Source organism: Pseudomonas sp. S1_E05 (assembly GCF_056337105.1).
The window spans coordinates 4,231,890-4,247,892 of record NZ_JBFRHM010000001.1; the positions used below are offsets into that span (position 1 = coordinate 4,231,890).

The 16,003-nt window shown below is 60.7% G+C and carries 15 protein-coding genes; all 15 read right to left on the minus strand.

Annotation, left to right across the window (positions count from 1 at the left end):
* Positions 1–38: 38 nt before the first annotated feature.
* Positions 39–923: a glycosyltransferase gene (locus AB4N33_RS19470; protein ID WP_476458041.1), complete on the minus strand. Its 885-nt coding sequence runs from the start codon at positions 921–923 to the stop codon at positions 39–41.
* Positions 920–2,074 carry a glycosyltransferase family 4 protein gene (locus tag AB4N33_RS19475; RefSeq protein WP_476458042.1) on the minus strand — a complete coding sequence of 385 codons (1,155 nt, stop codon included), beginning with the start codon at positions 2,072–2,074 and terminating at the stop codon, positions 920–922. The genes AB4N33_RS19470 and AB4N33_RS19475 overlap by 4 nt, the downstream gene beginning before the upstream one ends.
* Positions 2,071–2,955, minus strand: a complete 885-nt coding sequence (locus tag AB4N33_RS19480) for a DUF6625 family protein (protein ID WP_476458043.1) — start codon at positions 2,953–2,955, stop codon at positions 2,071–2,073. Before AB4N33_RS19480 ends, AB4N33_RS19475 begins: the two co-directional genes overlap by 4 nt.
* Before the next feature lie 54 nt (positions 2,956–3,009).
* Positions 3,010–4,443, minus strand: coding sequence for a PIG-L deacetylase family protein (locus AB4N33_RS19485; RefSeq protein WP_476458044.1), 1,434 nt, complete (start codon positions 4,441–4,443; stop codon positions 3,010–3,012).
* Positions 4,444–4,451: 8 nt separating this feature from the next.
* Positions 4,452–5,348: an antimicrobial resistance protein Mig-14 gene (locus AB4N33_RS19490; RefSeq protein WP_460118688.1), complete on the minus strand. Its 897-nt coding sequence runs from the start codon at positions 5,346–5,348 to the stop codon at positions 4,452–4,454.
* Positions 5,348–6,478 (minus strand): glycosyltransferase, encoded by a 1,131-nt coding sequence (locus AB4N33_RS19495; protein ID WP_476458045.1) that lies wholly within the window; start codon positions 6,476–6,478, stop codon positions 5,348–5,350. Before AB4N33_RS19495 ends, AB4N33_RS19490 begins: the two co-directional genes overlap by 1 nt.
* The gene (locus AB4N33_RS19500) at positions 6,462–8,219 is read right to left on the minus strand and encodes a carbamoyltransferase family protein (RefSeq protein ID WP_476458046.1); all 1,758 of its coding nucleotides are present in this window, start codon (positions 8,217–8,219) and stop codon (positions 6,462–6,464) included. Before AB4N33_RS19500 ends, AB4N33_RS19495 begins: the two co-directional genes overlap by 17 nt.
* Positions 8,220–8,371: 152 nt before the next feature.
* Positions 8,372–8,707: a YceK/YidQ family lipoprotein gene (locus AB4N33_RS19505; RefSeq protein WP_476458047.1), complete on the minus strand. Its 336-nt coding sequence runs from the start codon at positions 8,705–8,707 to the stop codon at positions 8,372–8,374.
* Positions 8,708–8,865: 158 nt separating this feature from the next.
* Positions 8,866–10,317, minus strand: coding sequence for a lipopolysaccharide kinase InaA family protein (locus tag AB4N33_RS19510; protein ID WP_476458048.1), 1,452 nt, complete (start codon positions 10,315–10,317; stop codon positions 8,866–8,868).
* Positions 10,317–11,069 carry a lipopolysaccharide kinase InaA family protein gene (locus tag AB4N33_RS19515; protein ID WP_476458049.1) on the minus strand — a complete coding sequence of 251 codons (753 nt, stop codon included), beginning with the start codon at positions 11,067–11,069 and terminating at the stop codon, positions 10,317–10,319. The genes AB4N33_RS19510 and AB4N33_RS19515 overlap by 1 nt, the downstream gene beginning before the upstream one ends.
* Positions 11,066–11,800, minus strand: a complete 735-nt coding sequence (locus AB4N33_RS19520; protein WP_460118700.1) for a lipopolysaccharide kinase InaA family protein — start codon at positions 11,798–11,800, stop codon at positions 11,066–11,068. Before AB4N33_RS19520 ends, AB4N33_RS19515 begins: the two co-directional genes overlap by 4 nt.
* A complete protein-coding gene (gene rfaP / locus AB4N33_RS19525) occupies positions 11,800–12,606 on the minus strand; it encodes a lipopolysaccharide core heptose(I) kinase RfaP (protein ID WP_476458050.1) in 807 nt (268 codons plus the stop codon). Before rfaP ends, AB4N33_RS19520 begins: the two co-directional genes overlap by 1 nt.
* Entirely contained in the window at positions 12,606–13,727 is a 1,122-nt protein-coding gene (locus AB4N33_RS19530) for a glycosyltransferase family 4 protein (RefSeq protein ID WP_476458051.1), read from the minus strand. Before AB4N33_RS19530 ends, rfaP begins: the two co-directional genes overlap by 1 nt.
* Positions 13,727–14,788, minus strand: coding sequence for a lipopolysaccharide heptosyltransferase I (gene waaC, locus AB4N33_RS19535; protein ID WP_460140419.1), 1,062 nt, complete (start codon positions 14,786–14,788; stop codon positions 13,727–13,729). Before waaC ends, AB4N33_RS19530 begins: the two co-directional genes overlap by 1 nt.
* A gap of 1 nt (position 14,789) precedes the next feature.
* The gene (gene waaF, locus AB4N33_RS19540) at positions 14,790–15,824 is read right to left on the minus strand and encodes a lipopolysaccharide heptosyltransferase II (RefSeq protein ID WP_476458052.1); all 1,035 of its coding nucleotides are present in this window, start codon (positions 15,822–15,824) and stop codon (positions 14,790–14,792) included.
* Between the last annotated feature and the right edge of the window lie 179 nt (positions 15,825–16,003).

Here is a 16,003-nt window from a genome sequence, read left to right on the forward strand (position 1 = left end):
CAGCCGCAGGATGAAGGCTCGCACCTGCCGGTGCGGGCTTAATCCTTCTCAAGCGGTGAAAAGTACAAGCGCCCCAGCCCGCGCCAGGTCTTCTTGTTCCACGCCCTGAACGGAATCTGCGCCAGCAATTCGCGCGCCAGCGTGCGGTCGCGATTGGCCGTTTTCAGGAACATCGAACTCAGGAAACGGTAACGCACGAACTCGTACTTCGGATGATCGCTGAACAGGGCGTAGGTGCGCAGGATATTGTCGATCATGAAGCGGTGGTTCTTGTAGGAGTTGGTGGCGTGCTTGCGATAGCGCGCCATCAGCACGTTCAAACCATCGATAAAATACCCGGCATGGGTCACTTTCAGTTCGATCAGCAAATCCTCCAGGCGAATCGTCGGATCGAAGCCACCGACTTTCTCCAGGGCCTCGCGACGGATCATGAGGGTCGGCGCCGGCGGATAAGGCTTGCGTTCGAGGAACATGTCATCGAAGTCCAGACGACGAAACGGCACATCGCGGCGCTGACGTGATTCCGGGTACGCGACCCCTTCAGCGTCCATCAGCTCGATATTCCCGGCGCAAATGCCGACCTCCGGTTTGCCGTCCATATGCGCCACCTGGATGGCGATGCGCTCGGGCAACATGATGTCATCGGAACCGAAGGGCACGATCAGACTACCCTTTGCCCGCGCAATGGCGCCGTTAAGGGTATTGGTCAGCCCCTGATTCTGTTGCACACGGAAATCGAAACCGTGTAGCGCCTGCAAGGCGTTGATCCGCTCGACGCTGTCATCACTGGAGCCATCATCGACCACCAGCAGCTCGATATTGGGATAGGTCTGATTCAGCACACTGAGAATGCTGTCCTCGATGTAACGTCCGTGGTTATACGACGCGATGATGACCGTGACGATGGGTTGTGCGTCGCTCATGACTGCTCCTTGCGGGCCTGGCTCAAGCCAGTGTCGATCAGATTCAGGTATTCCTGGCGGAACACCTCGATATCGTGTTGCTCCTGAAGATAGCGATAGGCCTGCTCACCTTTGGCCCTGAGATCGTCATCTGACAATGCGAGATAGCTATCCAGTGCTGCGACCAGGCTCGGCACATCTTTGGGGGTGATTGCCAGACCGCCCGCCCCCTGGATCAGGGGCAGCATCGCGGGCACGTTCGAGGCGATGACCGGAAGGTGCCCGCTCATGCCTTCGAGCAGCGCCAGCCCGAGCCCTTCGGCCAGCGAGGGCATTGTCCAGATATCGAAGGCGCGAACGTACTGCAGGGCGTTTTCCTTGAAACCCAGCAAATGCGCACGTCCGGTCAGCCCCAGACGCTCGATCTCGGCCGCCAGGCGAGACTCTTCGCGACCTGCGCCAATGATCGCCAGCTGGGTGTCGGGGTATTTGTCCTTGAGTGCCGCGAACGCTTGTAAAAGGTAGGTGTGCCCTTTGACCGGCACCAGCCGACCCAGCGCACCGATCAAGCGTACCGAAGGATCGATGCCGAGCATTTCCCGGGCACGCTCGCGGCTGTGCTGCAAACCTTCAGCCTGGTCGATGTCGATCGCATTGGTAATGGCCCAGGTGTTCTGGTCAGTGAAACCGCAGTCGCAGTCCAGCAGGTACTGCTTGACTGCCGGCGACACTCCGACGAAACGCCAGTGATGATCGATCAGGCGCTGGGTCTGGCGACGCCGGTAAAACCGGTCGTACTCGCCAAAACCGTGGGAGATACCGATGCACAGCGGCACCTTCAGCCAGCGGTTGAGCGCCAGCATCATGTTCACCGGCTTGAAACGGTTGCAGATCACCACATCGAATTTTTCTTTGCGGCAAAACTGGTACAGCCGCCACATGGCACGTATACGCATGCCCTTGAGCGACTTGTCGGAAAACTCGAAATACACCGAGCGTGCAGCACGACTCACCGCCTCACCCGGTCCAGGCTTGCCCCGCAGGAAGGCCGCGGTCACTTCATAGCGATCGCCCGGCAAAGCCTTGACGATCTGTTCGGCCAGGTCGGCGAAATCATGGGCTTTGACGTTGTAGTCAGGCTGCAACTGCAGCACTTTCAACCGTTGACTCATAACGCGCCCCGGTGAAAGCCGGTTTCGTCGATTATCCAGGCAGGTTCGGCGGCCAGGCGCTTGATCTCTGCCGGATCCGGTTCTGGTAACTGCGGCCATTCGTTGCGCTTCCAGCAGACGAAATGGAAGTACGGAAACTGACGCTCGCCATCGCGATCGTTGGTCAACGTGCCGTTACGCCAGAACCACCGATGCGGGAAGTTTTCCGTCCCGTCGTGCCACTTGATGCAACCGCCCGGCGTACTGAAAGCCTCGGTGAACTCGCTGCGGCGGCGCCACGGGTTGAACTTGCCCACCAACTTGAACAAGGGTTCCGGGAAATTCTTGCGCCAGAGGAAAATCCGGCTGAAAGCACCTTCGTCCAGGGCGTGGTGCTTCTGGTCAGTAAATCGCGCCTGCCAGTCCTCGATCTGCCTGAACAACTGACGTTTTCGCTCGGTATTTCGGATCAGGCACAGATGCCCCGCCACTCGCCGCTCGTGAGTCGAATACAGGTCATAGGAAGCGAGCCGATCCGCCGTGAAGTAACTGCGCAGATCGCCGTACACCAGATCGATATCGCCAAAAGCCCAGAAATCATAACCTTCCAGGCGATCGGCATGGATCAGCCCAAACGCCGGGCGGATGTCACACAACTTGTAGGCCTGGGTCGGTGCAAAATCGATTTCCAGGCGCTGGGACACCAGGCCGCAGTAATCGCTGAATGTCATGCACTCGATGGTGACGTTGGGCGGCAGGTTGTCAGGAACCCCGCAGTCACTGAAGAACAGCCAGTCGATATCAGGATTGCGTCGGCAGCTCTCCAGGAAAAACGGCATCCAGAAAGGCCAGCGCCCGAAATAGGGCATCAGGAACAAAATACGCGGGCATAGATTGATCACGGAAAACTCACTGTAAATACTGGGAACACTGCCTTTTACAGGCAGGGTTGTAGTTCAATTCTGGGGCCTGGATGGCTCGCCATGCTTCAGAAGCCAGAGCAGCTCGTGGCGCCGGACCGCCTTGCGAAAGAACTCATTCTCTCCATAGGTGGGCGGCACTCTACTGGCCAGTAACCGCTGTATCAACCGCCTCAGGCGGCGCTTGAACGGCATGCGCGGCTGCAGGTCGTGCATCATTGCCAGCGCCATGGCTTTATCACGCTGAAGTGGCACGGGCACTGGCAGGCAATAAGGCTGCATCACGATCGCCGAATCGAACACCGGCGGCAATGCGATGCCGTGACCGGTATCTCCCATGGGCCAACGGTCATTGTCGTGCAGGTGGTTGGCATAACCGAGCAATGTCGTCGGCTGCCATTGCAGGCCGTGCAGGGCCTCGAGCACCGCCTGCTGTGCACAAATGTGATCAGGGTGCGGATCGAGTGTCGGGTGTGGCAGCACGATCACTTCCGGCCGTGCCCGCAACAGCAACTCGCGCAGGTCGGCCACGAGATTGTTCCAGGTCGGTGCGCCATCGGCATCGCCCGGCAGAGCGAAGGGGTTCAACTGACGGAACAACCGGGTGTCGTGCATCTGTGCTTCGCGCGACCCCATCGGCTGCGACGGGGCATCTCGCATGGCCGCCAGTTGCAGGCAGAAATAGCCCAGCTGTACGCAATGTTCCTGGGGTACACCCGCCCAGCGCGGCACGGCGATGCTGTCCCAGGCGCGCAATCGTCCCTTGAGACGCGCGGCTTCAACCGGATCCAGGCCCATCTGTTGATAATGTTGTGCTTCGATTTCCCCGGCGGTCAGGGTTACGATCCAGGCTTCGTCGGCCTGGCTGTACAAACCATAAGCCGCCAGTTCGGCATCATCGGCATGAGGGGCGATGACCATCACCCGGTGACGACGGTAGTCCGGTTGTTCGAAGGCCCAGAGCACCGGCTCGCCAGACACCCGGCAAAAGCGCCCGCGCAGGCGCAGGTCACCCCGGGACAGCACCTGCGCCTGACCACTCAGGTTGAGGTAGCGCAGCCCATTCGCACCCCGCTCGAACGTCTGCCAATCGGCGTGATCGCCACCGGACAACTCCACGGCCGGGTCGAAAAAGCGCCCCAGCCAGCTGCTTTTGATTTGCACTGCCAGGATCAGGGTCGCGTCATCGACCAGTATGACCCCGTCATCCAGGCGCAGACGCTCACCGTCCAGGTGAACCCTGGGTTGCGGCGTGTAAGGCGGGAAGCTGTAGGCGTAATCGTCCTTGGGCGAGTAGAACAGATGGTCGGCAAACCAGGCCTCGTGAGCGATCCAGCCCACTATCGCCAGCACCAGCGGTAGCCACCAGGCCACCAGCACACCGATTGCAATCAGCAGCACCAGGGCAATCAGCAGGCCGATGCGTTTGTTGCGCCGGTGACGCTTGAGCAGTTGTTGTTTGCGACTCATGGGCGCACTCATACGGTAAAGACCGGCACAGGGTTACACCAGCGGTCCTTGTATTCACGGTCCGCACGACCAAAGGAAAAGCGCAGGGGCTTGTCCAGCGCCCGAGCGTGCTCCCAGGCACTCTGGGTATTGAGGAAGCTCAAGACGCTACCGGGGCTGAACTCACGGGTCTGCGGGTCGACGCCGCCGTTGATGTACTCGACACTGATCCATTGCGGCGCTTCAACGCGATACACCAATTGAATGGCAATGGGTGCATCGTTGAGGAAAATCACCGAGCCGATCAGCAGCTCACGCAATAACTCGACCACCTCGGCCATGCGCTCAGCGCCAGTCGCCGGAAATCCCCAGCGGCGCAGGAACAGATCACAGTAGATGGCAGCCAGCTCGGCGCTGGAAAACTCGCTGACCGGACGCACCACACCACCCGCCTCCTCCAGCAAACGCAACTCGCGCCGCTGGTTGTAGCGAAACTTCTTGGACAGTTCTTCAGGCGTGCGCGCCATGGCCAACTGTTCGGCCTGCAGCTTGATACCGCTGAAGCGACCTTCATTCAGCGCAGACAGATAACGGGCGCGATGGCGCAGTGGTGCCTGGCTATCAACGGCAGCAGGCAGGATGATTTCGGCATTGCCGAGGTCGAACAGCCCTTTCTTGCCGTTACGCTTGAGCACGTCTTTGGACAGGGCAAGATCGCGGCCCCAAGTGGCGATGGCCGCCTGCACATCGCCGTTTGGCGCCCACGCCAGATAACGTACGGGGATGTTGGCCAACCCGGCCAGACGCTCGACCACCAGGGGGTGGGTCGCAACACTGCCGCCGTATCGTTGCCAGGCCTGCTCGTAGGTCGGGGCATCGACCACCGACCAACCACGCTCGCGCCATCCTTGAAATCGGTTGAGCATCAACCCCTCGCCGCCAGTTCCGTAACATTGGGCAGATGCCAGAATGCATCTCGCACCGCGCGGTCGGAGAATCGCTCTCGCAGGCGCTCCAGCATCAGTTCGGCGCACTGGCGCCGCTGCTGGTCATCCATCGCAGCCAGGTGTTGCAGCCCCTGGGCCAGACGTTCGGTATCACCCAACGGGAACAGAATGCCGACGCCTTCGACCACCTCCCTGGCGCCGCCGCAAGCGGTGGCCAGCAACGGCAGGCCTGCCGCCATGGCTTCGAGCAACACCATGCCAAACGGTTCGTGATCGGAGGTCAGGGCAAACACATCGAAGGCCCGGAAAAAACGCCGGGCTTCGGGCACCTGGCCAAGGAACAGCACACGATCACCGATCCCCAGCTCACGGGCCATGGCCTTGAGCTCCTGCTCCAGTCGCCCGATCCCCAGAATCACCAACTGACTGTTGGCCGGTAATCCGGGCAGTGCCGCCGCAAAACCGTGCAGCAGGGTGGTCTGATCCTTGTCCGGATGCAGTCGCCCCACGTTGCCGATAATCCACGCATCCATCGACAGACCGAGGGCTTCCCGAGCCTCACGGACGGAGACGTGATCGCCCTGGAGATCCTGTACGTTGATGCGGTTGTAGAGCGTCTGGATCCGTGCCGCCGGCCATTTCGGCAGGCAACGACGGATGTCGTCGCGTACGGCATCGGAGACCCCGAGCAGGCTCAGGCGTTTGCGGAAGAAATTCGCGAAGAAGCGACGGCCAGGGCGCTGATAGTCATCAAACGCGTGATGAACGCCAATGACTGGCAACGACGTGCCCAGCAGGGCAATGTAGATCGGCTTGAATCGGTGTGCGATGCAGAAACTGAAGTTGCGCGAAGCGGCGATCTTGCGCAGATCGCCGATGGCGCCCAGCTTCAGGCCACGAATGGCCCTGGAGCTGTACTCCATGAATAACACTTCGTCCGACGCGCAGCTCGCGGCGACTTGTGCATCGGCCACCCCGGTGAGAAACACCGTGGTGACTCGATAACCGGTCCCCGCGAACAGGCTGGCATACTGCCGGGCGCAGTCCAGGAACGGACCGTCATAGCCGTGGCAGAACTGCAGCACATGGCGTTCAGCCGAGCGTGTCATAGGCGTCCGCACCCTCTTTGACCACGAGAATGTCCTCCATGATCAGATACTGTAGGTCGGAACCGAAGAACATGTTCAGGGCATCCGTCGGCGAGCAGATCATGGGCTCACCACGGCGGTTGAGCGAGGTGTTCAGCGACACGCCGTTGCCGGTCAGGTCTTCCAGCGCCTTCATCATGTCGTAGTAGCGCGGGTTGTACTCGCGCTTGAGCACCTGGGCGCGGGAAGTGCCGTCTTCGTGAACGACTTCCGGCACTCGGGTTTTCCACTCTTCAACCACTTCGAAGGTGAAGGTCATGAACGGCGCCGGGTGATCGACCTTGATCATCTGCGGGGCAACGGTGTCGAGCATCGACGGGCAGAAAGGCCTCCAGCGCTCGCGGAACTTGATCTGGTGGTTGATACGGTCAGCCACACCCGCCACGCTCGGGCAACCGATGATGGAACGTCCGCCCAACGCGCGCGGACCGAACTCCATGCGACCCTGGAACCAGGCCACGGGGTTGCCGTCTACCATGATCTTGGCAATCTGCGCAGGCATGTTGTCGAGCTTGCGCCATTTCGGCTTGTCGGCATGACGGGCGCACGCGGCAATCACGTCTTCATTGCTGTACGACGGGCCGAGGTAGACGTGCTCCATCTTCTCGACCGGCACGCCACGGGCGTGCGACACGTAGGCGGCCGCGCCGACCGCGGTGCCGGCATCGCCGGACGCTGGCTGGACGAACAGTTCCTTGACGTCAGGGCGAGCAATGATTTTCTGGTTCAGCTTGACGTTCAACGCACAGCCACCGGCGAAGGCCAGCTTGCCGGTTTCCTTGAGCACGTCGCCCAGGTAGTGATCGATCATCTGCAGCGCGAGTTTTTCGAACAGTGCCTGCATGCTCGCAGCGTAGTGGATGTAAGGCTCGTCGGCGATGTCGCCTTCGCGCTTGGGACCCAGCCACTCGATCAATTTCGGCGAGAAGTAGAACCCCTTGCCCTTCTCTTTATAGCGACGCAGGCCGATGACGTTGGCGTAGTCGGTGTTGATCACCAACTCGCCGTTTTCGAAGGAGGCCAGGCGCGAGAAATCGTATTTGCTGGCATCGCCGTACGGCGCCATGCCCATGACCTTGAATTCGCCGTCGAGCATTTCAAAACCGAGGAACTCGGTGATCGCGCCGTACAGACCGCCGAGGGAGTCCGGATCGAAGAATTCCTTGATCTTGTGGATCTTGCCGTTTTCGCCGTATCCGAAGAAGGTCGTGGCGTACTCGCCCTTGCCGTCGATCCCCAGGATCGCGGTTTTCTCCTTGAAGCCGGAGCAGTGGTAAGCACTGGAGGCGTGAGCGAGGTGATGTTCAACCGGCTCGATCTTGATTTTCTTCGGATCGAAACCCAGTTGCTCGAGGCACCAGACGATCTTGTTGCGATAGCGTTTATAGCGACGGTTGCCCATCAGGATCGCATCGAGTGCACGATCCGGTGCATACCAGTAACGCTTGGCGTAGTGCCAGCGAGCTTTGCCGAACAGGCTGATCGGGGCGAACGGGATTGCCACCACGTCAACGTCGGAGGGCTTGATACCGGCCTGTTCAAGGCAGAATTTCGCCGACTCGTAGGGCATGCGGTTCTTTGCATGTTTATCGCGTACGAAGCGCTCTTCCTCAGCTGCCGCGACCAGCTTGCCGTCGATGTACAAGGCTGCGGAAGGATCATGGCTAAGGGCGCCGGACAGGCCAAGAATCGTCAATGCCACAGGGGTCTAGCCTCTTAAGTCTGCATGCAGGCGCAACGCGCCTCAAAATGGATGTGCCCTCGCAAGGGGCGAGAGACAGCTAAAGGGCGGGATTATAGCGTAAAAGATGGCAGGAATGACCCACCGGGTTGTCAGTGGTATACAGAGGCCCGTCATCGGGGTGTGGTTCGCCAGTAGATGCCGATGTTGCCATCGATCACCTGCCGATAAATGGTGTAGGGCAGAACGACCGTGTCACCTACTCCGGACAGCGCAAGATCCAGCAGCACAAACGAGGCGAGATAGCCGCCGGGTTCTGGCGGCGCATTCAAGACACAGAAATCATAGGACAGCCCGCTATAGATGCGCGGGATCGACGGGCAGTAGGTCTTGTGCCTCCTCAGGCCACGCGCTGCATCCTCCTCATGTTGCATAACCGTAAGTGCGGTCCCGCAGCCCGACAGCACCAGCGAGCAGACGCCAAGCGTGATAGCCATTTTGATAGTCAAATCTTGCCCTCCGAGAACATCCGGCAAGCTAGCATCGTGACCATGGGACGCCCAGTTCATGAAGGGCGACGGCGCCTGTAGGAGAGTTCACATCAACCTGCCTTCCGAGCTTCACAGCCCGGAAGGCAGCCAACGCGAGCAGGCTCGCCCTGGCGTTTTCAGCTGGCGCTGGGGATGTCCCTGGGCAGCCGCTGATCAATGACCTGATACAACGCACTCTGCTCAGGCCAGTTACGCATGAACCGCGCCCGATCCCGCGCATAGGCGGGGGCAAAGCTGCTGCGCGAAGTATGCTGACACATGGCATCGAGATCGATCAGTGCCCAGCGATCCTGCTGCCAGAACAGGTTGTGCCCCTTGAAATCACCGTGGCTGATCCGCTCGCGAATCAGTTCGGCGAACAGGTGATCCAACGCCGCCAGTTCGGCTTCGGGCGCTTCGCCATTCTCGACGTAAGGCGCAAATCGCTCGATGATGTCCGGCCCCGGCAGGTGCTCGGTCACCAGGTAAGCCCGACTGCGCAACCAGAAGAAGCGCTTTTCCAGGACTGCCAGGGGTTTTGGCGTGGCGATCCCCAGGAACGCCAGTCGATTGCCTTCGCGCCAGGAATGCCACGCGCGACTAGGCCGCCAGAAGCGCTTGAGCCAGTGGGCAAAACCCTTGATGTTGTACCGTTTGATGACCAGCGTCCGGCCGTCCGTCTCGACTTTTCCCACACTCGCCGCGCCGCCGGTCTTGTACAGATGGCCCTGATCGAGCAGCGCATCAGCCTGCTCGAGTACCGGCAGCATGGCCGCTTCCTCTTCGCGGCGAATCGCCCGCAAGCCGAATGCCCCACGTTGCACGCTGAACAAGGTGCACTCACGCCCAACCTTGATCAGGAAGTCCCTGAGACGCCAGCTACGCACCTTGTCGATCTGCTTCTGCAAGGCTTCCATCAGCAACGCATGTTCGCCATTGCTCAGGAGGTAGTACACCAGCAGCTCTTCAGTGAACGGCTCCAGCGACTTGGGCAGTTGCGCGAAAAATACGCCGAGGTTTTCCAGGACCTTTTGCCGCGACAACGGCTGGCCAGGGCTTTCACTGCGAATGCCGGCGCCATCGATCAGATACAACCGTCCACCCTGGCGCAGAAGGTTGTCCAGGTGCAGGTCTTCCTGCCACAACCCCTTGCGGTGCATCTGCCCGATAGCACCCAGTGCCTCAGCCAGCACGGCGGTCTGCTGATCCGCCAGTGGCGTCAGGTGCTCGACCGCTTTCCAGGCGTCGCCCAGGCTGTCGGCGCCTTCGAGGAAATCGAACAGCAGCCAGCCGCCCTCGCCCTCTTTCAGGCCATCGACCAACAATTGCGGCGTGGCCAGCCCTTGAGCCGCCAGCAACTGCACGCCGTCGCGCTCGCGCTGAAAATGCCGGGCCGCCTTGCTGCCGACCAGCAATTTGGCCAACACCGGGCGGCCACGCCAGATCCCGGCGCCGACGTATCGCTGCCCGGGCAGTACCCGCAACAGGCTCAACAATTGCAAATCGGCTTGGCCAGCCGCGTCCGCCAGGGAAATACTCAGCGGCAGCGTCGGTTGGCGACCGGCCGTTCGGAGTTGCGACAAGCGCATCAGCCCGCCCTCTTGTAACTGCGCCGCGCGGTCAGGCGCGACAACCAACTGTCGATCAGCGAGCTGTCCTGCGGCTGGTCCAGGTAGGCCGCCAACAACTCGCGCAAGTGCGCCTCGCTCCATTCCCGAGCCCGGCGGGTCAACGGCTCCAGGTCCTTGACCCGGTCGCGATGGCCGAACAGCAATGGACGGGTTTTCTCCAGGTCGATCAATTGAGCGCTGTAACCATCGCCCGTGGCCTGGAGGAATATGTGCTTGGGATAGAAGCAGCCATGCACCTGACGTGCGCCGTGCAATCGCCGGGCAAGCTGCCCGCAGGCCTTGAGGATGGCCGAGTGCTGCGCCGGGCTCAGGTCCTGCCAGCGCTGCAACAGTGAGTCCAGGTCATCCCAGCCATCCAGCGCACGGGTCAGCAGTACCGCTCGGACATCGCCATCCACCTTGCGCTCACCGAAGAACGCCGCCTTCAGTGCCGGGATACCGAGCTTTTCATAGCGGCTGATATTGCGAAATTCCCGGGCAAAACTCGGTTCGCCAAAAGGCGCATGCAGGGTGTGCATCTGATAGTTGCTTTGGCGCTTGAGGTAAAAACCATGCCCTTCAAGATCCAGCCTGAACACACTGCTCCAGCCACCGCGCACGGTATTGGGTTCATCCACGGCTTCCAGTTGCTTGGCCCACAGTGCTTCGAAGGTGCCGAGCCCATGGCGTTCCAGCAACGCACGGTCTTCATCGGCCAGGAAATCAGTCATTCGCGTCCCTCAAAAAATCTCACCACATGCCGGATGCGTTTTTTATCGGCCGCGTTAAGCCGCGCACGCTGACGATATTGCAAGTAAAAACGCAGGCGCTGGGTCGCCGAGAGATGGTACTTGGCCACCTTGTCGAGACACGCCAGGTCCTTGGAAATCCGGTATTTGAGCCAGAAACCACGCCAGAAATCACCATTGGGGCAGTCGATCAGAAACAGTTGCCCCTGATCATCGACCAACAGATTGCGCCACTTGAGATCGTTATGAGTGAAGCGGTTGTCGTGCATGGTCCGGGTGTAGGCCGCCAATTGCCGACTGATATGGTCGACCCAGGCGCGATCCTTCAGTTTAGGATCGTTGCGCTCGGCCAAGGCATTGAGGTCTTCGGTATGCGGCAGCTCCAAGGTGATCATCGCCCCGCGATCATAGGCCGCACCACGCCGCTCAAGCCCCCAGGCAACCACTTCAGCCGTTGGGATGCCCCACTTCGCAAAACGCTTGAGGTTCTGCCACTCCATCTTCACCCGCGGCTTGCCGAGGTAACGACGCAAGCCCTTGCCAGCGCCTACGTAGCGCTTGACGTAATAGTTGATGCCATTGCGCTGGACCCGGACGACTTCGGACAACGGGTCGCGGGTCAACTGCTCCCCCTTGAGGGCGAAAACCGCCTCGAGGGTGCCGAAGTCCTCGGCCAGATCGCTGTAGGCAGGATCGAGTTTCCAGCCCGACATCAGAGTGCATCCCCGTATCGTTGCTTGCGCTCGTAGAGTTTGTTGGCCTTGCCGTCGAGCCAGGAAAGCAATGCGGCTTCTTCAGCCAGAATCTGGCGCAGTGGCTGCTGGAAATAGCCTTTGAGGAACCGCAATTTGTCACGCCGGGTCAGCCCGATGTCCAGGGCCGAGAAATACAACGCCGCCAGATCCTTGTTGCGCCAGCGTTGGGTAATTACCGGGCGGGTCTGGGCGCGGTGCAAATCGATGACAGAGAGTTTGAAATCCTCAGGCGTAACCGGTTTGTCGGTGTGCAGCAGGAAGTGGCAGATGTAGCAATCGCGGTGATTGACCCCGGCGCGGTGCATCATGCCGGTCATACGAGCGACCTCGGCAATCAGTGCGCGCTTGAGCCTTGGCTCTGGCGGCTGCTTGACCCAGTCGATGCTGAAGTCCTCAAGACTGATGGTCGGCGCCAGTTCCTCGGTGACAATGAACGAATGCTGGTCGGCGGGATTGCTGCCCTTCTCGCCGTAGGCGACAGCCGTCATGGTCGGCACCCCAACTTCCTGAAGGCGCTGAATGGCCCGCCACTCCTGGCCGGCACCGAGCACCGGCAGCTTGGCGGTCAGCAAATTCTTGAAAATCTCGCCCCAACCAATGCCGCGGTGAATCTTTACGAAAAACCCGTTGCCGTCCACTTCGGTGCGCAATGTGCGCCGCGCTTCCAGCTCACGGTACACCTCGCCCTGAAGCCCTTCGACTTCGGCGAATGGATCGCGTCCGGCCCAAAGGCTTTTGAACGGTTCAGCCAGCATCAACTTCATTAAGCGTGCTCCGCCAGAATCACATCGGCCGCGTGCTGCGGCATGCTGTAGAGGTCGGCCGTCTGCGCGAAGGCCAGACCATTGCGGCACCAGGCCGCCCGTGCAGGTGCGTCGCTCAACATCCGGGTCAGATACTGCGTCAGTTGCCCCTGATCGAAAGGCTCATCCAGTACAAGGCCGGCATCGGCCTCGGCAATGTAATGGGCGTAACCGCAGACCGCACTGACCAGCACCGGCAAACCGGCAACCAGTGCCTCGAGCAGGACGGTCCCGGTGTTTTCGTTGTAAGCCGGATGGATCAACAGGTCAGCGCCGAGCAGGAAACGCGGGATATCACTGCGCCCCTTGAGGAATGTCACGTTATCGCCAAGCCCCAGCGTGGCACTCTGCATCTGGAACAATTTGGGGTCATCCTGGCCAATTACAAACAACCGGGTACGTTTCTTCAGATCAGCGGGCAACGCGGCCAGCGCCTTGAGGCTGCGGTCCACGCCCTTGGTCTTGAACCCGGAGCCGATCTGCACCATCAGCAGATCGTCGTCCTTCAGGCTGAATTCGCGGCGAAAATCGGCGCGGATTTCGGCGGCGTTCGGCGGCGCGCGACGGTCCTGGGAAATGCCCGGTGGCAGCAGATGAAAGCGCTCCAGCGGTGTGTCGTAGTGCTTGATGAACAGCGGCTGCTGGACCTCGGAAATCATCAGCACTTCGGTCTTGGCATCCTTGGCGAACACGGCGCGCTCGTATTCGGCGAAGTGCCGGTAGCGGCCCCAGCGTCGGTAGAGCGAGTTGCGCAGGTTCTGCGCCTTGTCCTCGAAACAGCCATCGGCGGCATAATAGACGTCCAGGCCGGGCATCTTGTTGAAGCCAATCAGGCGATCCACCGGGCGCTTGGCCAGGTCGGCCGCCATCCACTCACTGAGTTTTTCATTGCGCCGGTGATTGAAGAACGCCTTCACCGGCGCCACCAGCACTTCAAAACCCGGGGGTATATCGCCTTCCCAAATCAGCGTGTAGACGCGAATCTGGTTGCCACGTTGCTGGCATTCCAGGGCAATGCGCATGAAGTCACGCTGCAAGCCGCCGAAGGGGAAATACTTGTACAGGACGAATGCCAATTGCATCAGCGCAGCTCCTCAGCCAGTAGCAACGTGCTCAGTCGGGTCGCGACACGCTCGGGATTCAGACGCGTGAAGCACAACGGCCACTCGCGCTTGAGGTCAAACCGACGGGCATCTTCGGCCGTCGGTTGGTAGGTGCATTTTTTTTGCAGGCACGGCGCACAGGGGAAATCGCTGGCGATGTGAATCTGTGCCTTGCCATAGGCGCCGGTCAGACCCGGATTGGTCGGACCGAACAGCGACAGCGTCGGCACGTCGAGCGCTGCGGCAAGGTGGCCCAGGCCGGTGTCCACCGCCACGCAGGCTTGCGCACCCGCCAGGACCTTGCCGACGCCCGCCAGATTCAGTCTGGGCAGCACTTCGACGTGGCGCATGTCCTTGGCGATGCGCTCTGCACGCGCCTTTTCCGCCGGGTTGCCCCACGCCAGCTTGACGCCGACACCCAGGTAACCAACCCGCTCGGCGAGCTCGCGCCAGTAGGCTTCGGGCCAGTGCTTGGTATCCCAGGTCGTGCCATGCAGGAACAGCACGTACGGGTTCTTGCGCGGTAACTCCACCAGCCGTTCGACGTTCAGGCCGTAATCGCCCAGCCCCTTGGGCAGGTCGTAACCCAGCGCGATGGCGAACAATTGACGCACGCGCTCCACCGCGTGCTGACCGCGGGCAACCGCCAGGCGTCGATCATAGAATCGCGCAGCCATCGGTTCACGCGCCGAGTTTTTATCCAGTCCCGCCACCGGCGCCTTGATATAGCGAGTCAGCAACGCACTCTTGAGGAGGCCCTGCGCATCAATGACCAGGTCGTATCGGGTGGCGCGAACGCTTTGCTTGAAGCGTTTCCACTCGCCACTCTTGATGGTTTGCCAGAGATTCTTGCGCCAGCGGCGAATGGCCACGGGAATGACCTTGCCCACGGCAGGGTGCCAGGTCGGGATCTCGGCGAAACCTTCTTCCACCACCCAGTCGAACGTAATGCCGGGAATGGCCCGGGCTGCGTCGGTCAGTGCCGGCAACGCGTGAATCACGTCGCCCAGCGAAGAAGTCTTGATCAGCAGAACCCGCAAACTAGTGGACCTCGACCGCAGTGCCCTGCAACCGCTGCAAGGCTTCGCTCACCGCCTGCGGCATCAATTGGCGCAGGCAGTTGTAATGACCGAATCGGCACGTGCGATCAAAGCACGGGCTGCATTCGATGCCCAGGCGCACGATCTCCACGTGCTCGGCCAACGGCGGGGTAAAGCCCGGCGATGTCGAACCATAGACCGCCACCAAAGGACGATTCAGGGCTGCCGCGACGTGCATCAGTCCAGAGTCGTTGGACACCACGGAGTCGGCGCAGGACAGCAGGTCGATGGCCTCGGCCAGGGATGTACCGCCGCTCAGATTCACGGACTCTTCACGCAGGCCGGGAATCAACCGGGCGCGGATGTCTTCGCCGACCGCATGATCGTTTTTCGAGCCGAACAACCAGACTTGCCAGCCTTCGCGAATTTTTGCCTCGGCGACCTTCGCATAATGCTCGGATGGCCAACGCTTGGACTCACCAAACTCGGCGCCTGGGCACAGCGCGAGCACCGGGCGATCGAGGGCCAGGCCGAATTTGGCCAGCGCCGCTTCACGGCTCACCGGGTCGATCTGCAGGGTCGGGCGCGGGTAGGGCTTGGGCAGTTCAAGACCGGGCTCGTAAGCCAGGGCCATGAAGCGCTCGATCATTAGCGGATAACGCTCTTTGTCCAGCGTGCGCACGTCGTTGAGCAGGCCATAGCGGAACTCGCCACGCCAACCGGTGCGTTTGGGAATACCGGCAAAAAACGGCACCAGCGCCGATTTCAGTGAGTTGGGCAACAGGATCGCCTGGTCGTACTGGCCGGCCAGGGATTTACCGATGCGCCGACGGGTCGCCAACTCCAACGCGCCGTGGCCGAGCGGAAAGCTCAAGGCCTGGCGAACTTCGGGCATGCGTTCGAGAATCGGCCGGCTCCACTCGGGCGCCAGGACATCGATCTCGCATTGCGGGTGACGCTGCTTGAGGCACTGAAACAGTGTCTGCGCCATCACCATGTCACCGACCCAACTGGGCCCAACGATCAGAATTTTCATGTGGCTTCCAAAAACGAACCGGGGAGGCATACGCCTCCCCGCCTCGAGAATTCTCCAAAACACGGTGTGGCAACTGTAGGAGCGAGCTTGTCGAGGCGTCGAACCGTCGCGATGGCGGTGTCTCAGTCAACGCATGGGTTGAACCTGCTGGCGCCATCGCGACGGTTCGACGCCTCGAC